The sequence below is a fragment of the Roseibium sp. genome (assembly GCF_965216085.1).
Taxonomy (GTDB): domain Bacteria; phylum Pseudomonadota; class Alphaproteobacteria; order Rhizobiales; family Stappiaceae; genus Roseibium.
Genome location: NZ_OZ244138.1, coordinates 2,953,987 through 2,975,235, shown reverse-complemented (window position 1 = coordinate 2,975,235; position 21,249 = coordinate 2,953,987). Strand labels below are relative to the sequence as shown.

The 21,249-nt window shown below is 55.6% G+C and carries 22 protein-coding genes; 17 read left to right on the top strand and 5 right to left on the bottom strand.

Annotated features, from left to right (window positions below):
* The 9 genes from ACOOFE_RS14045 to ACOOFE_RS14005 all read left to right on the top strand — a co-directional run bounded on the left by ACOOFE_RS14045 (window position 1) and on the right by ACOOFE_RS14005 (window position 7,152).
* The gene (locus ACOOFE_RS14045; RefSeq protein ID WP_420415497.1) at window positions 1–1,383 is read left to right on the top strand and encodes a pyruvate dehydrogenase complex E1 component subunit beta; all 1,383 of its coding nucleotides are present in this window, start codon (window positions 1–3) and stop codon (window positions 1,381–1,383) included.
* Between the two features lie 16 nt (window positions 1,384–1,399).
* On the top strand, window positions 1,400–2,722 hold the full coding sequence (locus ACOOFE_RS14040; RefSeq protein ID WP_420415496.1) for a pyruvate dehydrogenase complex dihydrolipoamide acetyltransferase: 1,323 nt from the start codon (window positions 1,400–1,402) through the stop codon (window positions 2,720–2,722).
* Window positions 2,723–2,793: 71 nt separating this feature from the next.
* Window positions 2,794–4,242, top strand: a complete 1,449-nt coding sequence (gene lpdA, locus ACOOFE_RS14035; protein ID WP_420415495.1) for a dihydrolipoyl dehydrogenase — start codon at window positions 2,794–2,796, stop codon at window positions 4,240–4,242.
* Window positions 4,243–4,330: 88 nt separating this feature from the next.
* Window positions 4,331–4,579, top strand: coding sequence for a GlsB/YeaQ/YmgE family stress response membrane protein (locus ACOOFE_RS14030; protein ID WP_141186897.1), 249 nt, complete (start codon window positions 4,331–4,333; stop codon window positions 4,577–4,579).
* Window positions 4,580–4,597: 18 nt separating this feature from the next.
* Window positions 4,598–4,837: a GlsB/YeaQ/YmgE family stress response membrane protein gene (locus ACOOFE_RS14025; protein ID WP_420415494.1), complete on the top strand. Its 240-nt coding sequence runs from the start codon at window positions 4,598–4,600 to the stop codon at window positions 4,835–4,837.
* Window positions 4,834–5,190: a gamma-glutamylcyclotransferase family protein gene (locus ACOOFE_RS14020; RefSeq protein ID WP_420415493.1), complete on the top strand. Its 357-nt coding sequence runs from the start codon at window positions 4,834–4,836 to the stop codon at window positions 5,188–5,190. Before ACOOFE_RS14025 ends, ACOOFE_RS14020 begins: the two co-directional genes overlap by 4 nt.
* Window positions 5,187–5,621, top strand: a complete 435-nt coding sequence (locus ACOOFE_RS14015) for an acyl-CoA thioesterase (RefSeq protein ID WP_420415492.1) — start codon at window positions 5,187–5,189, stop codon at window positions 5,619–5,621. The genes ACOOFE_RS14020 and ACOOFE_RS14015 overlap by 4 nt, the downstream gene beginning before the upstream one ends.
* A 56-nt stretch (window positions 5,622–5,677) precedes the next feature.
* Window positions 5,678–6,652 carry a lipoyl synthase gene (gene lipA / locus ACOOFE_RS14010; protein ID WP_420415491.1) on the top strand — a complete coding sequence of 325 codons (975 nt, stop codon included), beginning with the start codon at window positions 5,678–5,680 and terminating at the stop codon, window positions 6,650–6,652.
* A gap of 47 nt (window positions 6,653–6,699) precedes the next feature.
* Window positions 6,700–7,152, top strand: coding sequence for a type II toxin-antitoxin system RatA family toxin (locus ACOOFE_RS14005; RefSeq protein ID WP_420415490.1), 453 nt, complete (start codon window positions 6,700–6,702; stop codon window positions 7,150–7,152).
* Window positions 7,153–7,186: 34 nt separating this feature from the next.
* On the opposite strand, the gene ACOOFE_RS14000 is transcribed toward ACOOFE_RS14005, so the two are convergent.
* The 5 genes from ACOOFE_RS14000 to ACOOFE_RS13980 form a co-directional block, all read right to left on the bottom strand.
* Window positions 7,187–7,621 (bottom strand): hypothetical protein, encoded by a 435-nt coding sequence (locus ACOOFE_RS14000; protein WP_420415489.1) that lies wholly within the window; start codon window positions 7,619–7,621, stop codon window positions 7,187–7,189.
* Between the two features lie 100 nt (window positions 7,622–7,721).
* Complete coding sequence (locus ACOOFE_RS13995) at window positions 7,722–8,201, bottom strand: hypothetical protein (protein ID WP_420415488.1); 480 nt, start codon at window positions 8,199–8,201, stop codon at window positions 7,722–7,724.
* Window positions 8,202–8,365: 164 nt separating this feature from the next.
* Window positions 8,366–8,836: a hypothetical protein gene (locus ACOOFE_RS13990; protein WP_420415487.1), complete on the bottom strand. Its 471-nt coding sequence runs from the start codon at window positions 8,834–8,836 to the stop codon at window positions 8,366–8,368.
* Between the two features lie 210 nt (window positions 8,837–9,046).
* A complete protein-coding gene (locus tag ACOOFE_RS13985) occupies window positions 9,047–9,556 on the bottom strand; it encodes a CinA family protein (protein ID WP_420415486.1) in 510 nt (169 codons plus the stop codon).
* 7 nt (window positions 9,557–9,563) lie between these two features.
* Window positions 9,564–10,817, bottom strand: a complete 1,254-nt coding sequence (locus tag ACOOFE_RS13980) for a bifunctional 2-C-methyl-D-erythritol 4-phosphate cytidylyltransferase/2-C-methyl-D-erythritol 2,4-cyclodiphosphate synthase (RefSeq protein ID WP_420415485.1) — start codon at window positions 10,815–10,817, stop codon at window positions 9,564–9,566.
* 136 nt (window positions 10,818–10,953) lie between these two features.
* Here ACOOFE_RS13980 and dusB point away from each other — a divergent pair, with 136 nt between their 5' ends.
* The 8 genes from dusB (at window position 10,954) to hfq (ending at window position 21,191) form a co-directional block, all read left to right on the top strand.
* Entirely contained in the window at window positions 10,954–11,991 is a 1,038-nt protein-coding gene (gene dusB, locus ACOOFE_RS13975; RefSeq protein ID WP_420415484.1) for a tRNA dihydrouridine synthase DusB, read from the top strand.
* On the top strand, window positions 11,988–13,127 hold the full coding sequence (locus ACOOFE_RS13970) for a two-component system sensor histidine kinase NtrB (RefSeq protein WP_420415483.1): 1,140 nt from the start codon (window positions 11,988–11,990) through the stop codon (window positions 13,125–13,127). Before dusB ends, ACOOFE_RS13970 begins: the two co-directional genes overlap by 4 nt.
* 13 nt (window positions 13,128–13,140) lie before the next feature.
* Entirely contained in the window at window positions 13,141–14,580 is a 1,440-nt protein-coding gene (gene ntrC, locus ACOOFE_RS13965; protein ID WP_420415482.1) for a nitrogen regulation protein NR(I), read from the top strand.
* 153 nt (window positions 14,581–14,733) lie between these two features.
* The gene (locus tag ACOOFE_RS13960; protein ID WP_420415481.1) at window positions 14,734–16,998 is read left to right on the top strand and encodes an ATP-binding protein; all 2,265 of its coding nucleotides are present in this window, start codon (window positions 14,734–14,736) and stop codon (window positions 16,996–16,998) included.
* The gene (locus tag ACOOFE_RS13955; protein WP_420415480.1) at window positions 16,988–18,355 is read left to right on the top strand and encodes a sigma-54-dependent transcriptional regulator; all 1,368 of its coding nucleotides are present in this window, start codon (window positions 16,988–16,990) and stop codon (window positions 18,353–18,355) included. Before ACOOFE_RS13960 ends, ACOOFE_RS13955 begins: the two co-directional genes overlap by 11 nt.
* A 51-nt stretch (window positions 18,356–18,406) precedes the next feature.
* A complete protein-coding gene (trkA, locus tag ACOOFE_RS13950) occupies window positions 18,407–19,783 on the top strand; it encodes a Trk system potassium transporter TrkA (protein ID WP_141186884.1) in 1,377 nt (458 codons plus the stop codon).
* A 102-nt stretch (window positions 19,784–19,885) separates the two neighbouring features.
* On the top strand, window positions 19,886–20,749 hold the full coding sequence (locus ACOOFE_RS13945; protein WP_420415479.1) for a D-amino-acid transaminase: 864 nt from the start codon (window positions 19,886–19,888) through the stop codon (window positions 20,747–20,749).
* Window positions 20,750–20,936: 187 nt separating this feature from the next.
* On the top strand, window positions 20,937–21,191 hold the full coding sequence (gene hfq, locus ACOOFE_RS13940; RefSeq protein ID WP_055676098.1) for an RNA chaperone Hfq: 255 nt from the start codon (window positions 20,937–20,939) through the stop codon (window positions 21,189–21,191).
* Window positions 21,192–21,249 lie beyond the last annotated feature (58 nt).

Sequence of the window (21,249 nt, the reverse complement as noted above, 5' to 3'; positions counted from 1 at the left end):
ATGCCGATCGACATTTTGATGCCGGCGCTTTCGCCGACAATGGAAGAAGGAAAACTCGCCAAGTGGCTGAAGGCCGAAGGCGATAGTGTTTCCGCAGGCGATGTGATCGCCGAAATCGAAACCGACAAGGCGACCATGGAAGTGGAAGCCGTCGACGAAGGGACCTTGGGCAAGATTTTGGTTGCCGAAGGCACCGACAACGTCAAGGTCAACGAAAAAATCGCAATTCTGTTGGCCGACGGTGAAGATGCAAGTGCTGCTGATGCAGCGGCTGCAGCGCCGGCCGCTGCTCCGGCACCCACTGCCGCTGAGGCCCCAGCGGCGCCTGTTGCTGCTGCCCCGGCTGCACCGGTGACGTCCGAACCTGCAGAGGACCCGGAAATTCCGGCCGGTACGCCGATGAAGTCATCGACAGTGCGCGAAGCGCTGCGCGATGCCATGGCCGAAGAAATGCGCCGCGACGAAGAAGTCTTCGTCATGGGTGAGGAAGTGGCCGAATACCAGGGCGCCTACAAGATCACCCAGGGCCTTCTCGATGAATTCAGCGCCAAGCGGGTCATTGATACGCCGATCACCGAACACGGCTTTGCCGGTCTTGGTGTCGGGGCTGCTATGGCCGGCATGAAGCCGATCGTTGAGTTCATGACGTTCAACTTTGCCATGCAGGCGATTGACCACATCATCAACTCTGCGGCCAAAACCCTTTATATGTCGGGTGGCCAGATGGGCGCGCCGATTGTCTTCCGTGGTCCGAACGGCGCGGCAGCGCGCGTTGGTGCCCAGCACTCTCAGGACTATGCGTCCTGGTATGCCCATGTGCCGGGCCTGAAAGTCATTCAGCCGTATTCTGCTGCTGATGCCAAAGGCCTGTTGAAAGCTGCCATCCGCGACCCGAATCCGGTCATCTTCCTCGAAAACGAAATCCTTTACGGTCAGTCTTTCGAGATCCCGGATATGGATGATTTTGTCCTGCCGATCGGCAAGGCCAAGATCGAGCGCGGCGGGACAGATGTCACGCTTGTCTCCTGGGGCATCGGCATGACCTACACGCTGCAGGCGGCTGATGAGCTGGCGGCCATGGGCATTTCGGCTGAGGTGATCAACCTGCGGTCCATCCGTCCGCTGGACATCGATACGGTTCTGGCCTCTGTCCGCAAGACCGGCCGGGTGGTCACCATCGAGGAAGCTTTCCCGATGTGTTCCGTTTCGTCTGAGATCGCTTACCAGGTCCAGGAAAAAGCCTTCGATTATCTCGATGCGCCAATCCTGCGTGTCACCGGCAAGGACGTTCCGATGCCGTATGCCGCAAACCTGGAAAAGCTGGCCTTGCCGAATGTTGGTGAAGTCATCGATGCGGTCAAAGCGGTAACCTACACAGCCTGAGGCGGGAGAGACCGATATGCCAATTAATATCACCATGCCGGCTCTCTCTCCGACCATGGAAGAGGGCAACCTGGCCAAATGGCTGGTTAAGGAAGGCGACAGTGTTTCGGCTGGCGATGTGATCGCCGAGATCGAAACCGATAAGGCGACCATGGAGGTGGAAGCCGTTGACGAAGGCACCGTCGGCAAGATCATTGTTGCCGAGGGAACGGAAGGCGTGAAGGTCAATGAGCTGATCGCCGTTCTTTTGGAAGACGGGGAAGATGCCAGTGCGATCGGCTCTGCACCAGCCGCTCCGGCAGCTGCCCCGGCAGAAGCTGCTGCACCTGCTGCGGCCGCCCCGGCACCGGCAGCTGCGCCAGCCGCCCCTGCGGGTCCAGCACCTGTGGCAAACGACGGCAACCGGATCTTCTCCTCACCGTTGGCGCGCCGTTTGGCCCAGCTTAACGGCCTTGATCTGACAGCGCTCTCCGGCACCGGCCCGCACGGCCGGATCGTCAAGCGGGACATCGAGGCAGCAGTTGCGTCTGGCACTGGCAAGGCCGCTGCTCCAGCTGCCGCCGAAGCACCGAAGGCAGCTCCAGCTCCGGCAGCTGGTCCGTCTGCAGACCAGGTTCTGAAGCTCTTCGAAGAAGGCTCTTACGACCTCGTGCCGCACGACGGCATGCGCAAGACCATTGCCAAACGTCTGACGGAATCCAAGCAGACCATCCCGCACTTCTATGTGTCGGTGGACTGTGAACTGGATGCGCTTCTGGCTCTGCGGTCTCAGCTGAATGGCGCAGCTGCCACCGACAAGGATGGCAAGCCGGCCTACAAGCTCTCGGTCAACGACATGACCATCAAGGCGCTGGCTTTGGCCCTGCGTGATGTGCCGGATGCCAATGTCTCCTGGACCGACGACAATATGGTCAAGCACAAACATGCCGACGTTGGTGTGGCGGTGTCGATCCCGGGCGGTCTGATCACTCCGATCATTCGCCGGGCGGAAGAAAAGCCGCTGTCCGTCATTTCTAACGAGATGAAGGACATGGGTGCACGGGCAAAGTCCAAGAAGCTGCTTCCTGAAGAATATCAGGGCGGTACGACGGCTGTCTCCAACATGGGCATGATGGGCGTCAAAAACTTCTCGGCCGTTGTGAACCCGCCGCATGCGACCATTCTGGCCGTTGGCGCAGGTGAAAAACGCCCGGTTGTCAAAGACGGCGAACTGGCTGTTGCCACCGTCATGACCGTGACGCTGTCCACCGACCACCGCTGTGTGGATGGGGCGCTCGGTGCGGAGCTGCTCGCCGCCTTCAAGGGCTACATCGAAAACCCGATGAGTATGCTGGTCTAAGGCATCTCTCCGGCGCGGTCTCAACGCCGCGCCGTTTTCTTTGAAGACTTCCATAGCCTTAGGAAAACACCATGGCTGACACCAATTATGACGTGATCATCATCGGCTCCGGGCCGGGCGGTTACGTCACTGCAATCCGGGCAGCTCAGCTCGGTTTCAAAACCGCAATCGTGGAACGCGAGCACCTGGGCGGCATCTGCCTCAACTGGGGCTGTATTCCGACCAAGGCATTGCTGCGCTCTGCTGAAATGATGGACCATGCCAACCACGCCAAGAGCTACGGCTTGAAGCTGGAAGGCAAGATGACCGCCGACGTCAAGGATGTAGTCGCCCGCTCACGCGGTGTGTCCGCCCGTCTCAATGGCGGCATCGGTTTCTTGATGAAAAAGAACAAGATCGATGTGATCTGGGGTGAAGCCAAACTCACCAAGCCGGGTGAACTGGTTGTCGGCAAGCCGTCCAAGCCGGCGGTTCAGCCACAGCACCCGGTGCCAAAAGGCGTGAAAGGTGAGGGCACGTACACTGCCAAACACATCATCGTCGCGACCGGTGCCCGTCCGCGCGCGCTGCCGGGCATCGAGCCGGACGGCAAGCTGATCTGGACCTATTTCGAGGCCATGAAGCCGGATGTCATGCCGAAATCCATGGTCGTCATGGGGTCTGGCGCCATCGGCATCGAGTTCGCGTCTTTCTACCTCTCCATGGGTGTCGAAGTCACCGTGGTTGAGTTGATGAAAAACGTCATGCCGGTCGAGGATGAGGAAATCTCCAAGATCGCCCGCAAAGCGCTGGAAAAGCGCGGCATGAAGATCATCACCGAAGCCAAGGTCGCCAAGGTCGATAAAGCTGCAAACTCCATCACAGCTCATGTTGAGACCAAGGACGGCAAGATCGAAAAGATCACGGCCGACCGCCTGATTTCCGCTGTTGGTGTTCAGGGCAACATTGAAAACCTCGGCCTGGAAGCGCTTGGCGTTAAAACAGACCGCGGTTGCGTTGTCATCGATGGCTATGGCAAGACCAACGTTCCAGGGCTTTACGCCATTGGCGATGTCGCCGGTCCGCCGATGCTGGCCCACAAGGCTGAGCACGAAGGTGTTGTCTGCATTGAGAAAATCGCTGGCGTGCCTGGTGTTCACGCCATGGACAAGGGCAAGATCCCGGGTTGCACCTACTGCACTCCGCAGGTGGCGTCCGTTGGTTTGACTGAAGCCAAGGCGAAGGAAGCAGGGCGTGACATCCGTGTCGGCCGCTATTCTTTCAACGCCAACGGCAAGGCGATTGCCCTTGGTGAAGACAACGGCATGATCAAGACGATCTTCGACAAGAAGACCGGCGAATTGCTGGGGGCCCATATGGTCGGCGCTGAAGTGACCGAACTCATTCAAGGGTTTGTTGTCGCGATGAACCTTGAGACGACCGAAGAAGAGCTGATGCACACCATCTTCCCGCATCCGACCCTGTCGGAAATGATGAAGGAAAGTGTGCTGGACGCTTATGGGCGTGTCCTCAACGCCTAAGTGAAATTGCTAATCTATGACTAGACCCGGGCGGCGAAATGGCTAACGTATCGTCGTCTGGGGCAAGGCACATAAGGAGCCTTTGGTTATGGATGTAAAAGCAATTTTGATTTGGGTCGCGATCGGCATCATTGCAGGCTGGCTTGCCAGTATCGTTGTCGGCGGCGGCGGACTGATCCGGTATCTCATTATTGGCCTTGTTGGCGCTTTTGTAGGCGGTTTCCTGTTCAAGGCTGTCGGCATCAACATCAATCTCGGCAACGCCTATTTAAATGAAATCGTGGTCGCAGCCGTTGGCGCTATTGTTGTCGTTCTTCTTGCGCGGCTGATTGCCTAAACTTTTTGGGGTACCGGTATGGGATTGATTATCACTGTCATTATTGGTCTCGTTGCAGGCGCGGTGGCCCACCGGGTGCTCAACAGCCGGGGCGGCTTTCTTGGGAGCCTGGTGGTTGGTCTGGTTGGCGCATTGATAGGCGGCGAGCTTGCCTCGATCCTCAATTTGAATGTCACCGGCGGTATTCTTGATCGGCTGCTTATTGCTGTCATTGGCGCTATCCTGTTTCTGTTCGTCTGGAAGAAAGTGTTCAAGTGATTGTGGAGCTCACTGCGGAACACCGGCTTGCCACCTATGGCACTCTTGCGCCGGGCCGGGTGAACCATCATCACCTTGAAGAACTGCAGGGCGAATGGACCAGCGGTGTGATCCGGGGGCGCCTCGTAGAAGCTGGCTGGGGCGCCGAGCTGGGCTATCCAGGATTGGTTCTGGATCCGGCAGAAGGCCCAATCGATGTTCACTTATTGACGTCAAAAGACCTCGTTGACCACTGGGAGAGGCTGGACGCGTTTGAAGGTAGCGGTTATCTACGCGTTTCAGTCGATGTAGAGACACCAGCTGGCTGCGTTTCCGCCTCGATCTATGTGATTTCAAACGAGACCGACGCATGACACTAGACGCTTTCGCCCGCATTTCCGATTTTCCGATGACCGCGTCGGACAAACTCCGCTATGCCGACACGGACCGGCAGGGGCATGTCAACAACGCTGTATTTGCCACTTTTCTGGAAACCGGCCGGGTTGAAGTGATTGTCAACGAAGGTTTGGCAGATACCGGTGCGTCTTTCGTGATCGCCCGCTTGGAGCTGGATTTCCTAGCCGAAGTGAACTGGCCCGGCGATGTCGAGATCGGCACGGCGGTCAAGGAAGTTGGCCGCAGTTCGTTCAAGCTGATCCAGAAAATCTTCCAGGATGGTAAGCCGGTGGCCAATGCCGTCACTGTAATCGTCCAAATGAACAATGAGACAAGAAAATCTCACCCTTTAACGGACAAAGCGAAATCGCGGCTCAGTGAATTAATGAGCCCTGCAACAGGCTCTTAACTGGCATTCCGGTTTGTGGCTTGACCTCTCAGGCAAGAAGAGACACTTAAGGCTCCATGGTTACGATCGTCGACACGCTCAATCGCCCGAAAGACCAATCCGAAGCGCGCCCGCGCCACCCGGAAAAGGCCCACCGCCCCGACAATCCTGTTCAGCGCAAGCCGAAGTGGATCCGCGTCAAGGCGCCGACGTCGCCGGTCTACAAAGAGACGCAGAACACGGTGCGAGAGAACAACCTTGTCACTGTGTGCGAAGAAGCCGGCTGTCCGAACATTGGGGAATGCTGGTCGAAAAAACATGCGTCCTTCATGATCCTTGGTGACACTTGCACGCGCGCCTGCGCCTTCTGCAATGTGCGCACGGGCATGCCGGGGCCGGTTGATTTGAACGAACCGCAAGGCGTTGCAGACGCCGTGGCAACCATGGGACTTCAGCATGTCGTGATCACGTCGGTGGACCGGGACGATCTCGACGACGGCGGCGCAACCCATTTTGCCAATGTGATCAAGGCGATCCGCAAGACAGCGCCATCCACGACCGTGGAAGTGCTGACGCCGGATTTCCTGCGCAAAGACGGTGCAGTAGAAATCGTCGTTGAAGCACAGCCGGATGTCTTCAACCACAATCTGGAGACCGTTCCGTCAAAATACCTTAAGGTTCGTCCAGGCGCGCGGTATTTCCACTCCATCCGCCTTCTCCAGAAGGTGAAGGAACTTGATCCGCAGATGTTCACCAAATCGGGCATCATGGTCGGACTTGGTGAAGAGCGGAACGAAGTGCTGCAGCTGATGGATGATCTCCGGGCCGCCGACATTGATTTCCTGACGATCGGCCAATACTTGCAGCCGTCCAAGAAACACCATCCGGTGTTGTCCTTTGTGACACCGGAAGAATTCAAGGGCTATGAGCGGATTGCCTATGCCAAGGGTTTCTTGAAGGTATCTGCCAGCCCATTAACCCGCTCGTCTCATCACGCAGGTGAGGATTTCGCGGAATTACGGGCTGCACGCAAAGCAAAACTCGGCCATTAATGGTACTAGTAGAATAAATCGGCTAGGCGATAGGATCAGGCTGCCCCATGCCCAGTTTTTCATCTTCGCATAAGGTCAACCATAAGGCGGACGACATGTTCCGCCTGGTCGCCGATGTTGAGCAATATCCGAAATTTGTGCCGCTGTGCCAGGACCTGCATGTGCGTGGCCGCAAGGAGCTGAGCGAAGGACGGACTGTCTTGGTTGCCGATATGACGGTCGCCTACAAGCTCTTCAAGGAAACCTTCACAAGCCGTGTAGAGCTGCAGCCGCAAACACGGACGATCCTGGTTGAATATCTCGACGGTCCCTTCAAGCACCTTGAAAATAAATGGACGTTTGAAGAGCAGGAGGGCGGTGCCTGCACTGTCGGCTTCTACATCAATTATGAATTCCGCAGCCGCACACTGGGCTCGATGATGGGTGCCATGTTCGACAAGGCGTTCCGGAAGTTTTCGAGCGCGTTTGAAACCCGCGCCGATCAGGTCTACGGCAGCTGATTTCAGGCCGTGACAGGCACGGCCCCGCAAGTTTCTACTTAAATTGCTTGAAGGCGTCGCGGATATTGTGAAGACGGCTGGCGCGGGTTTGAAAGTTGCCTTTCGTTTCGCGCAAATGTTCAATTTCCCGCTTTTTCAATCCAAGGTCATCCAAGCTCGCAAAGGCTTTGTTATCCGAACACACTATTGTGCGGGATGCGCCGAAATTCTCTTCGAGGACGAGCGTGCGGCCGGCTGAAACTTCTTCCTCGGTCCAGGCGACCGTAGTCGATGTAACCCAGAATGTCCGGTCACAGTATTGGGCTTCGTAGTAACCCTTTCGCGGGTTGGTCAAAATTTCATGAGATCCGGTGAAACCGCCGTTGATGTGTTGAGACCGGATGTAAAAGTCACTTTGGGCATAGCTCGAGCCAGCCAACACGACCGCGGGTAGAAATACCAGCGCCGCGACGCAAAGAGAGCGTTTCATGGGTCAACCTCCTATGCAGTCTGGATGGACAATGGATCGTCTAAGTCTGTCCTTTATACCTCTAGTGTCTTGCCTGAGCCTTACCAAGCGCGTTTCAAGCTTACTCAGTGGCGTGATAGGATGATTTCCCGGATGCGTTTCCATTCGGACTGAATGATTTGCTGATGGCAGCAAACCGGTTGATCCGGCTTTCGGTCGGGCCGTCCTCTTGGACGACAATTCGTGGATCTTCGTGGATTCCGAGATCTGCCAGGGTTACTTGTTCTTCTGGATGGGCGCAGATCGGCCGCCAGCCTTTGCCGCGGTTAAATTCAACCCGCACTTCATAGCCGCGGTCAACTTCCAGCTGGGTCCAGGCAACAGTGGCATAGCGCACCCAATAGGACCGGTTGCAATAAGTGACCTCAACGAGCCCGTCCGCCATGCGGTTGTAGATCCGGTGAGATCCCCGGAAAACCCGGTGGTCATCCCGTGAAATGATGTGAGTATCGCCAATTCTGGGCGTCGCTTCTTGAGCTTGTGACTGCGTGCTGCAGGCAAATGCCAGCCCTGCGGCAAAAACGGTCTTTGGGATTCTCATAATCCAGTCCTTACCCGCGAAGTCATTTCGCGATAGCACTATTGCACGCTAGAGCAATAGAATGATCACCTCTAGATGTGATTACATAAAGCAGTCGAAATTGATTCTAAATTTATTCAATATGCTGTTGGCCGAAAACGGCTAGATAATTCAAACAATTCCCGTCATTGCGTGTGATAACTTTTATATCGGGATTCTTTATTTGACTTGCCGAACACACCGCTGATTTTGGACAGGCGGCTGACTGGCTGGTCGTCATCGGCTTGTTGTTGTAGGAACTCCCTTGCAGGCATATCAATGCCAAGGTCCTGCAACGCGACCTGATCTTGAGGGCGCTGACAGATTGGCCGCCAGCCGCGGCCGAAATTGAACTCGATCTGCACATGATGACCGAGGTCGGCTTCGATTTGTGTCCACGCAACAGAGTTGCTGCGGACAAAATAATCGCGATCGCAATACCGAACGTGCTTCAGTCCGCTTGCATACTCCAAGTATAACTTGTGGCTGCCAACAAAAGTTCCGTGCTGATCCCGGGAAATAAAATAGAAGTCACCCGGCATTGGAATTGCGCCAGCCTGGGCGGAAAACGGGAACAGAAGTGTCGTTACCGCCAATATGGTGTTGCGGATCGTCATGAGCAGCTTTTCTTTGATTTATTCTGCTGCAACCTACACACGCCGAAAAACTCCGTACAGCGCATTTCTTGCCCAAAGTAAATTTGGCGTTAGCGCGTGCGTAACTGTTTTATGTGAGTTTGATTTGCATTGTTGGCGACAGCGTGGAACCGCTCGAAAATGCTTGTGTTGCCGAAGCAGGAAAAGAAAATTCGATTATTTGTCAATATTTTAATTTAAAGCATCAAGTATTGCTGTCAGCGCTGTTTGGACCGTCTCAAGCCGGATCGATTGGCGTCCTCGGTCTGCAAACCAGCAATGAAGGTGGGTCGTTGGCTGGCCTTTGTGGGCGACCGCAATATGGACCGTGCCGACTGGTTTTTCATCGCTGCCGCCCCCTGGGCCTGCAATTCCAGTCACAGAAACGGCAATATCAGCGCGCGACCTTTTTAGAGCCCCTTCCGCCATGGCGATGGCAACGTCCTTGCTAACCGCACCAACCTTTGTGATGAGGTTCGCCGGGACGCCGAGCATCTCCGTTTTTGCTTCGTTGGAATAAGTAACGAAGCCCCGGTCAACCACAGCGGAAGAGCCGGCAATCTCGGTCAAGGCTCCGGCAATTAAGCCGCCAGTGCAAGATTCCGCGGTAGCCACCATTTTCTTGCGCGCCTTAAGCGCGTCCAAAACTTTTGTGGCCAGTGGGGAAAGATCTTCAAGCTCTGTCAGTGATGCATCGGTCATGAAAGTCTCATTCATCCTCGTCTAAGGGCAGGCGGACGGTTACGCTTGCGAGGGCGGCAATGCCCTCTTTGCGTCCTGTAAAGCCGAGTTTTTCCGATGTCGTCGCTTTGACTGATACCCTGGCGATGTTTAAGCCGCATATTTCGGCAATAGATTTACGCATTACCTCCCTATGCGGCCCAATCTTAGGGGCTTCGCACACGACGGTCACATCGATATGGGCGATCCGGCCGCCAAGGTCAGACACGCGCCGGACTGCATCGATTTGAAACTGGTCGGATGCAGCGCCTTTCCACTTCGGATCACTTGGTGGGAAGTGCTGGCCAATATCGCCGTCCCCAATAGCGCCAAGTGTTGCATCTGTAATGGCGTGCAGCACAACGTCGGCGTCCGAATGGCCCTTCAGCGTTTTGTCATGGGGAATTGTAGTTCCGCCAAGAATGACATCTTCGCCATCTTCAAATGCATGAACGTCATACCCAATACCTGTGCGGACATCCTGCAAGTCGGCCAATTTGGGGGCAGGGGACAAGTGTGCAGTCATTTTGAAGAAGCTGGCCTGTTGTTCGGCGCGGACAATGTCCGCTGGCGTTGTGATTTTAAAGTTGGCTGGGTCGCCATCACTTAAAGTGATGACCATACCATGCCACTCAGCAAGGCTGGTGTCGTCCGTGAAATCGAAGCGGTCAGCGCCTGCTGCTGCCCGGTGGGCTGCCAGGATCCGGGAAAGCTGGAAAGCCTGCGGGGTTTGCGCGGCGAATAGATTGCTCCGATCGACTGTTTCCAGTTGAACTTGTTCGTCGGTCTGCCGTTTCAGCGTGTCAACGACGGGGACAGCGGCCAATACGCCTTCTTTTCCAGACTGTAGGGCCTTTAGGGTCCGGTTGAGCACATCGCTTGTTAGGAAGGGGCGGGCTGCATCATGGATCAGAACATGAGAAAACTCGTGCTCTTCTAAAGCTGTGAGGCCATTGAACACTGATTGCTGCCGTGTCTCACCGCCAATGACTGGTGGGAACAGTTTTTCAGCCGTACCTTTCTCAAGATAGCCTGTTGCTTCTTGGTAGGCTTTTGCGTCATCCGCATGAATCACTGTGAGTATACGGGATATTCCGGGGTGATTCCCGAGGGCATTCAATGTATGGGAGAGGATCGGTGCACCGGCAATTGACCGGTACTGCTTCGGGGTGGCACTGCCATCTTGCGCCATTCGGCTGCCACGCCCGGCAGCGACAACAAGAGCAGCGGTGGTTTCTGGCATAACGAGATTTTCTCCTGCGGGCGATGGCCCGGTGTTGAGATCGTCTTTAACCAATTTGGAAGGCCGATCGCAATTTATCCCTTGTTGTCATTTTGAAATTGTCTAGTATATAGGCAGAATGAAAAATGCACAGACAATGAGCATTTATGAAACCGCGACGTCACCCGGCATGACACCCATCACCATTGGTCGCCATACTTTGAAGAACCGCGCTGTGCTTGCGCCGATGTCTGGCGTGAGCGATTTACCGTTCCGCCGTCTGGCAGCAAGATTCGGTGCCGGCATGGTCGTCAGCGAGATGGTTGCCAGCGAATCCTTTGTCAAAGGGGATGCTGAAACCCAAATGCGGGCCGAGGCTCAAGATGAGGGCTTGCATGTTGTCCAATTGGCTGGCCGCGAGGCGTGCTGGATGGGCGAGGCGGCCAAGGTGATTGCCGGGCTCGGCGCCGATGTCATTGATATCAATATGGGGTGCCCTGCCAAGAAGGTGACGTCTGGCTATTCCGGATCGGCCTTGATGCGCGATCTCGATCATGCGTTGACCCTGATTGAGGCAACAGTTGCCGCCGTTGACGTGCCGGTCACTTTGAAAATGCGCCTTGGTTGGGACGACGCCTCCATCAATGCGCCGGAACTGGCGCGCCGGGCGGAGGCTGCGGGCGTGCAATTGATCACGGTTCATGGCCGCACCCGCTGTCAGTTCTATAAAGGCACGGCCGATTGGCGGGCGATTGCCGATGTGAAATCGGAAATTTCGGTTCCTTTGATATCCAATGGCGACTGCACCGGATTTGAAAGGGCTGACCAGATGCTGACCGCGTCTGGGGCAGATGCGGTGATGATCGGCCGCGGAGCCTACGGCCAGCCGTGGCTTCCTGGTCATGTCGGGCATTATCTGGAAACTGGAGAGCGTCTCGAAGCGCCGGCCGGTTCAGACCTCGCAGATTTGGTCGGCGAACACTACGATGCCATTCTGTCTCACTATGGTGTGCTGCCGGGCATCAGGATCGCCCGCAAACATCTTGGCTGGTACGTGGACACCGCCGCCGGTCAAAGCGGTGTTGACATGCCTGCAGCTTTGAAAAAGACCCTCATGACATCGAACCAGCCGGATGAGGTTATCCGGATCGCGTCCGATTGGTTTTCCTCCTGCAATACACGGACGGCAGCTTGACGGATTTTGATTCTCCCAAAGGCCGCAAGGCAGCGCTCGCCAGTGATGGCCCAACCATCTTGGATGCCTTGCCGCACCCGGTCCTGCTTGTCGCTCCGGATGGCGTGATTGAATCGGCCAATATGGCAGCCGAATTTTTCATGCGCTCCAGCATATCGGTCCTGCGCCGGCATCCGATCAGCGAATTCATCCCTTTTGGCAGCCCGTTGCTGACTTTGATTGACCAGGTGCGCGAGCGGGGCGCGCCGGTGAATGAATATAAGGTCGACATCGGGTCGCCCAAGATTGGAGCGCCGAAAGTCGTCGATATCAATGCAGCTCCCGTGAGCAACCGGCCCGGTGCCGTTGTGCTTATGTTCCAAGAGCGCACGATGGCGGAAAAGATCGACCGCCAACTGACCTCTAGAGGGGCTGCCAGGACCGTTACGGGGCTTGCGGCCATGCTTGCTCATGAGATCAAGAATCCTTTGTCGGGGATCCGCGGTGCAGCCCAATTGCTGGAACAATCTGCACCGGATGAAGACAGGGCTCTGACCCGCCTGATCATGGATGAAACAGACCGGATCGTGAAACTGGTCGACCGGATGGAAGTGTTTTCCGATGAGCGGCCGATCGAGCGTGAACCAGTCAACATCCATATCGTTCTCGACCATGTAAAGCGCCTGTCCGATAGCGGGTTTGCTCGTGGCAAACGGATTATCGAGAATTACGACCCCTCGCTGCCTGCGGTTTACGCCAACAAGGACCAATTGATTCAAGTGTTCTTGAACCTCATCAAGAACGCCAGTGAAGCGATTGGGGATGATCCGGATGGCGAAATCCGGATTTCAACAGCTTTCCGGCCAGGTGTCCGCTTGTCGGTTCCGGGAACCGAAGACATGGTGAGCTTGCCGTTAGAATTCTGCGTCCAGGACAATGGTCCGGGCGTCCCCGAAGATTTGCTGCCGCATCTGTTCGAGCCATTTATCACAACAAAAACAAACGGATCCGGGTTGGGCCTTGCACTTGTTGCCAAGATTATCGGAGATCATGGCGGCGTGATTGAGTGCGATAGCCAACGCGGAAAAACCGTTTTCCGTATCCTGATGCCAGCTTTCAACACTTCAGATTCCGGACCTGGGACCGGACCAGCATAAGGGCTGATAGACTATGCCGACTGGCACGATCTTAGTTGCCGACGATGATGCCGCCATTCGCACTGTTCTCAATCAGGCTCTGTCCAGGGCCGGGTACACAGTGCGTTTGACATCGAATGCGTCAACCCTGTGGCGTTGGGTGTCTTCTGGCGACGGCGATCTGGTGATCACCGATGTCGTGATGCCGGACGAGAATATTTTTGATGTGCTGCCGCGCATCAAAAAGATGCGGCCCGAGTTGCCGGTTCTGGTGATGAGTGCGCAAAACACCTTCATGACGGCCATTACGGCATCCGATAAAGGTGCTTATGAATATCTGCCCAAACCATTTGACCTCAAAGAACTAACCGGCATCGTTCAGCGGGCTCTGGAAGAGCCCAAGAAACGTCCCGTTGCCGATGTTGAGGAAACCGGCGAGGGCATGCCGCTGGTGGGCCGGTCGCCGGCCATGCAAGAGATTTACCGCGTCCTCGCCCGGTTGATGCAGACCGATCTGACCGTGATGATCAACGGGGAATCGGGAACCGGTAAGGAGCTGGTTGCGCGCGCCCTTCACGATTATGGCAAGCGTCGTAACGGTCCCTTTGTGGCGATCAACATGGCGGCGATCCCACGTGACCTGATCGAGGCAGAACTTTTCGGTCACGAGAAGGGGGCGTTCACAGGGGCGCAGAACCGTAGTTCCGGCCGATTTGAACAAGCCGATGGCGGTACGCTGTTCCTCGATGAAATTGGTGATATGCCAATGGAAGCGCAGACGCGGCTGCTGCGTGTCCTTCAGCAAGGTGAATACACAACGGTCGGTGGACGTACGCCGATCAAAACAGATGTCCGGATTGTGGCAGCTACCAACAAAGATCTGCGGCATCTGATCAATCAGGGCCTCTTCCGCGAAGATCTGTATTTCCGCTTGAACGTTGTTCCGATCCGCCTCCCACCGCTGCGCGAACGTGTGGAAGATATTCCAGATCTCGTGCGTCACTTCTTTTCAATTGCGGAAAAAGAAGGCCTGCCGGCTAAACAGGTTGATCAGAACGCTATGAACCTGATGCGCCGGTACCGCTGGCCGGGCAACGTGCGTGAGCTGGAAAACCTGGTCCGCCGGCTTGCGGCGCTTTACCCGCAAGATGTTATCGGTGAGGCCATGCTCGATCACGAGCTGAGCCAGCCAACGGTCAACCCGCTTGAGGAAGATGCTCCGGAATCCATTGATCTGGGCGGATCGGTTGAAAAATACCTATCTGGCTATTTCGAAACATTTGGCGAAGCTTTGCCGCCGCCCGGTCTTTACCATCGGATCTTGCGGGAAGTGGAATACCCCTTGATCAGTGCAGCGCTGGCCGCAACCCGGGGCAATCAGATCAAGGCGGCCGAACTTTTGGGCGTCAACCGCAACACGTTGCGAAAGAAAATCCGCGATTTGGATATCCAGGTAATGCGCTCAACCAGGTAAGGCACCAAAGAGGCAGAAACACGCGTCCGCCGTCAAAATTGTCGGTGGACGAAATTGCCTTGTCGTAATTTCGCAACATTGTGTGGTAAGTTTGCCTCAACCGCGCGGTAAAGACCGCCAATCAATAAGTTACAGGCAAACACCAGAGGCGGAATGATACTGGAAGCTACTCAGCATTCCATTGCGCAATCGGGCGCCACCAATAAGTTATGGCGGCGGGCCGGTCTGGCCATCATGATCTTGGCCCTGATCTCCATCACCGTTACCTTTTTCATTCTGATGGGGCTGACGTCGATTGACCCGACCCGGGATGTGATTGTCACGGCTATGGCGATCAACGGGATCTGGGCAGTTATCTTGCTGGCCCTGATCGGCTATGAAATTGCAAAACTACTGCATGCGCGCCGCCGGGGCCGCGCTGCAGCGCGCTTGCATGTCCGTGTCGTCGCGCTGTTCAGTGTTGTTGCGGCGGTTCCAGCCATTTTGATGGCCATCCTGGCTGCTGTCACCCTTGATCGGGGGCTTGACCGCTGGTTCGAGGACCGGACCCGGCTGATCATCGACAATGCACTGACCGTTGCTCAGGCATACCTTCAAGAGCATGCGCGGGTATTGCGCGGCGACCTAATCGCCATGACCACCGATTTGGATAGGGCCAAACCAGTCTATGACTTTGAGCCCACGCGGTTTGATCAGTTCTTCCGGACCCAGGTGTCGCTGCGCGGAATCTTGGCTGCTTACATTCTCAATGACAAAGGCCAAGTAGTCACACGGGTGGTTCTCGATCCAAACGCGGAGATACCACTACCACCTGCAGACAGTTTGTTCAGGGCGAAATCCGGCGATCCGATTCTCATTGCGCCAGGGACATCCAATCTGGTCGGCGGCGTCATGAACCTCTCCGCTTATGATGGATTTGCGCTTTACGCAGTGCGCCGCCTGGATCCACGCGTAGTGGAATACATGGGTTTGGCCGAAAGCGGCGCGCTGCAGTACCAGCAAATGGAAAACAGCCGGTTTGGTGTGCAAGTCGCCTTTGCCCTTGTTTATCTCGGCGTTGCGCTGGTTCTTCTCTTGTCGGCTATCTGGATCGGGTTTGGCTTCGCAAATCAGCTGGTTTCACCCATCAGAACGCTGATATCAGCCGCCGATGAGGTTGCCAGCGGTAATCTCTCTGTCACGGTTCCGACTGAAAAAGCCGGTGGTGACCTGGCAAATCTTGGTCAAACCTTCAACAAGATGACCGGGCAGCTGGTTGGCCAGCGCGACGCATTGCTGGCGGCAAACGAGCAAATTGACCGCCGGCGCCGGTTTAACGAAGCGGTGCTATCAGGCGTTTCTACCGGGGTAATTGGCATTGATGATGAGGCTTCGGTTATCCTGATCAACAGGTCTGCAGAAGTGCTTTTGCAAGTGGATGAAATTAGCACTCTGAACCTACCGCTTTCTGAGGTTGTTCCCGAGCTTAAAGACTATGTTTTAGATGTCTTGGCCCATCCGGGAGAAAAGCTGCCGGAAACGCAAATCGAGATCACACGCGGCGGGCGTCTCAGAACCATCAACGTGCGCACGACGAGCGAACAGTCGACCCGCAGTGAACATGGATTTGTGGTAACACTGGATGACATCACCGATCTGGTCTCCGCCCAGCGCAATTCTGCCTGGGCCGACGTTGCCCGCCGCATTGCGCATGAGATCAAAAACCCGTTGACCCCGATTCAATTGTCTGCAGAGCGGATTCGCCGCCGGTATGGCAAGCGGATCGAAGAGGATCGGCAAGTGTTCGACCAATGTATTGACACGATTGTCCGCCAGGTGGGGGACATCGGTCAGATGGTCGATGAATTCTCGTCCTTTGCCCGCATGCGCAAACCGAAGAAAAATACCAGTGATTTGCGTGAAGCCGTCCGCAATGCGGCGTTCATGCAGTCGGTCGCGAACCCGGAGATTTCGGTGACCGCCGATTTGCCGGAAACGCCGGTCCTGGCAACCTATGACGAGCGGCTTGTCGGCCAGGCATTCACCAACGTCATCAAGAATGCCACGGAAGCCGTGGCGGCGCGCACAGGCGATGATCTGCCCAAAGGCGAGATTAAAGTCCACCTGCGATGTGAGCCGCTTGAGGCACCAGAACGGGTGATCGTGGATGTGATCGACAATGGGATCGGCCTGCCGGAGGAAAACCGGTCCCGGCTGCTGGAACCCTATATGACGACCCGGGAAAAAGGCACAGGGCTTGGCCTCGCAATTGTCCGGAAAATCCTGGAAGACCACGGCGGCGGAGTCGATTTGTTAGATGCCCCGAAAAACGAACCGGGTGACACCGGAACCCTTGTTCGTCTGACGTTGTCGATGAAAGCCGACAGCCAGGCAATTGAAGAAACCAATGAAGAAACAGTGACTGCCCATGGCGCATGATATTCTTGTTGTAGACGATGAAACCGATATCCGCGAAATGATCGCCGGTATCCTGGATGATGATGGATACGGAACCCGCACCGCGCATGATTCTGACAGCGCCATCGCCGCTGTTAAGGAGCGCAAACCGTCCCTGGTCATCCTAGACATTTGGTTGATGGGCAGCCGGCTCGATGGCCTTGCCCTTCTGGACCTGTTTAAGGAAACGGACCCGGATATGCCGGTAGTGATCATTTCCGGCCACGGCAACATCGAAACCGCAGTCTCGGCAATCAAGCGGGGCGCTTACGACTACATCGAAAAGCCATTCAAGGCGGACCGGCTGGTCCATATCGTTGAGCGCGCTTTGGAAGCGTCCAGCTTGCGCCGGGAAGTCCGCGATCTGCGTCAGCGCAGTGGAGAGACCAGTGACATTGTCGGTGATTCCTCCGCAACGCACAGCCTGCGCCAGACGATCCAGAAAATCGCCGGAACCAACAGCCGGATCCTGATTGCCGGCCCCTCTGGCTCGGGTAAGGAACGCGCCGCGCGCATGATCCACGACATGTCTCCGCGCGCCAAAAGCCCCTTTGTTGTCTTGAACGCCGCAACGATCACACCGGCGCGCATGGAAGAAGAGCTCTTTGGCATCGAGGATGAAAACGGCAATCTGCGGAAAATCGGCGCTTTGGAGGAAGCCCACGGCGGCACGCTCTATCTCGATGAAGTCGCGGATATGCCTGCTGAAACTCAAGGCAAGATCCTGCGCGTCCTGGTCGAGCAAAGTTTTTCCCGAGTAGGCGGAACTGGTAAGGTTCAGGTGGACATCCGGATCTTGTCCTCGACGTCGAAGAATTTGGAAGAGCACATCGCAACCGGCCTGTTTCGCCAGGACCTCTATCACCGTTTGAGCGTTGTCCCGCTACGGGTCCCGGGTCTCGCCGAACGGCGTGAAGACATCCCGGTTCTCGTGCGTCATTTCATGGAGCAGATCTCTGGTGCTTCCGGCATCCCGCTGCGCCCAATCGGCGATGATGCCATGGCCGTTCTGCAAACTCATGATTGGCCGGGCAATGTCCGTCAGCTGCGCAACAATGTCGAACGATTGATGATCTTGAGCCGGGGCGAGCCGGACAGCACAATCACCGCAGATCTGCTTCCGGCAGAAATCGGTGAAACGCTTCCCAGTTTGCCATCGTCCGGTACGGGCGAACACTTGATGTCCGTGCCCTTGCGCGAGGCACGGGAGATCTTTGAGCGGGAATATCTTCAGGCCCAAATCAAAAGATTTGACGGCAACATCTCGCGCACAGCTGAATTTGTCGGTATGGAACGCTCTGCATTGCACCGCAAGCTTAAGACTTTGGGCATGACCTGAGGCACCAGCGCTTTGTAAGTTGCTCCTGCGAAAGCCGGAAAGGGGATTTCCATGAAAATCGTTATTTGCGGTGCCGGACAGGTCGGATACGGGATTGCCGAGCGCTTGGCGGCCGAGCAAAACGATGTATCGGTGATTGATTCCTCACCGAAGCTGATCAATGCGATCGGCGATCAGCTCGATGTCCGCGGTTTTGTCGGGCATGGTGCCCATCCGGATGTTCTTGCCCAGGCTGGCGCAGAAGAAGCCGACATGATTGTCGCGGTCACACTCTATGACGAAGTCAATATGGTGGCTTGTCAGGTCGCGCATTCCTTATTCAACGTGCCGACCAAAGTCGCCAGAATTCGAGCTCAGTCATACCTGCAAGGGCGCTGGCGCAATCTGTTTTCCCGCGACAACATGCCGATTGATGTGATCATTTCGCCTGAGATCGAGGTGGGCGAAATGGTTCTGCGCCGCCTGGCGCTGCCCGGTGCCGTCGAAACAGTCCGGTTTGCCGATGACAATGTGGTCGTTGTTGGCATTATGTGTGAAGAAGATTGTCCAGTGGTTGATACACCGCTGCATCAGCTGACCGAATTGTTTCCAGATCTAGGGGCGGTCGTTGTCGGCCTTTACCGGAACAACAAGCTGTTTGTTCCCAAAAGCAGCGATTCCATTCTGACCGGGGATCTTGCCTATGTGGTTGCCAAACGCGACCAGGTCCGCAGAACTCTCGGAATTTTCGGCCATGAAGAGCCCGAAGCCGGCAAGGTCGTCATTTGCGGTGGCGGTAACATTGGTCTTTACGTGGCGCGGGCATTGGAACAACGTCAGACGGGCACAAAAATCAAGCTTATCGAAGCCTCGCGCGATCGGGCAATGTCGGTTGCCGATGATCTCAAACGTTCGGTCATTTTGCACGGCAGTGCGCTGGATCTGACGATCTTGAACGAAGCCGATGCCGGTGACGCAGACACGATGGTGGCTCTGACCAATGAGGACGAGGTCAACATTCTGTCGTCCGTGATGGCCAAGAAACTGGGATGTAAGCGCTCGCTTTCGCTGCTCAACAATCCGAGTTATCCGGCGTTCACCAATGCGCTTGGAATTGATGCTTTCATCAACCCGCGGGCAGTGACTATTTCAAAAATCCTTCAGCATGTGCGCCGCGGCCGGATCCGGGGTGTCCACACCCTGCAGAACGGGGCTGCGGAAATTGTTGAGGCGGAAGCGCTCGATACGTCGCCGCTGGTAGGCAAACCGCTGCGCATGATCGATCTGCCTTCTGGTATCCGCATTGGCGCAGTGTTCCGCAATGGCGAGGTTCTAACGCCAAACGGCGACCTGCAAATCCAGGCGAAAGACCGCATTGTCATCTTCGCGGTTGCCAGCAGAGTGCGCCAGGTAGAACAAATGTTCCGGGTCAGCCTCGACTTCTTTTAAGTCTTTTGGCTTAGAACTGGCCTTGCATTTCTCTGACCAAGCGGTCAAAACGATAACAATACCAATTGGTTCAAAATGAACCGGCTTGGATCAGGAGAATTCATGAGCCGTATTGCCTATGTGAATGGCCAGTATGTCCGGCATGCTGATGCCGCTGTCCACATCGAAGACAGGGGTTATCAATTCGCGGATGGCGTTTATGAGGTCTGCGAAGTCTGGAAAAACCAGATTGTAGATATGCCGCGCCACTTGGACCGTCTCGGACGTTCGCTTAGCGAACTCTCGATTGATTGGCCGATGAGCCGGGCAGCTGTGGAATTTGTTCTGCGCCAGGTTGTGCGCCGGAACAAGGTTCACAATGGTATTGTCTACATTCAGGTCACCCGCGGTGTATCCCGCCGTGACCACTTCTTTCCGCCTGAAACCGTAGCGCCGTCTATTGTTGTGACGGCACGCTCGTCCAGCCCGGCTGCTGGTCAAGCCCTCGCCGAAACCGGAATTTCTGTCTTCAGTTATCCGGAAAACCGTTGGCCGCGTGTCGATATCAAGTCCATTGCTCTCCTACCGAACTGCTTGGCAAAGCAAAGTGCCAAAGAAAAAGGCGGCAAAGAAGCTTGGTATGTTGATGCGGACGGAAATGTCACAGAAGGCGGCTCTACCAATGCCTGGATCGTAACCAAAGAGGGCGTTTTGGTCACCCGGCCCGCGGAAAACGGAATCCTGCGCGGTATCACCAGAGCGGGTATTCTTGATCTTGTCGCAAGGGAAGGGCTGGTATTTGAAGAACGGGCATTTAGCCTCGAAGAAGCCTATGATGCCCGCGAAGCATTTGTTACCGCTGCGACAAATATCGCTATGCCGGTAGTACGAATTGATGAGCGGGTTATCGGCAATGGCCATCCCGGATCGGTTGCAACCCGATTGCGCGAACTGTTCCATACTGCTACTGATTTGAAGGTGGTGTGAATCGACGCCCCGCTTGGCTGGGTTGGGGCGTGACATTGAGCTGGGGCAGAGGGCTCCTAAAGGTGGGCAACGCAAAAAGCGGGCAGGCTAGTATCGCTGCAATCTAAATGGATTAGTACCGATAACTGCAGGCCAGGAAGAAGCCGGATGCTCGGCCGCATCCGGACCAAACAGGAAAAAAAAACACATGGCTGAGCGCGCACAAAATTTACAAGACACTTTCCTCAATCACGTTCGCAAACAAAAAACACCCCTGACGATTTTCTTGATCAACGGTGTCAAGTTGCAGGGTGTTGTGACCTGGTTTGACAATTTTTGTGTCCTGCTGCGCCGCGATGGGCATTCGCAGCTGGTTTACAAACATGCTATTTCCACAATTATGCCAAACGGACCTGTTCAACTGTTCGATCAGGCTGAGGAAAACGCGGAAAAGGCTAACTGATTGAAACCGAAGTCTCGCGAAGACGACTTTTCGAAATCGAACGGTTCGGAAGAACCTG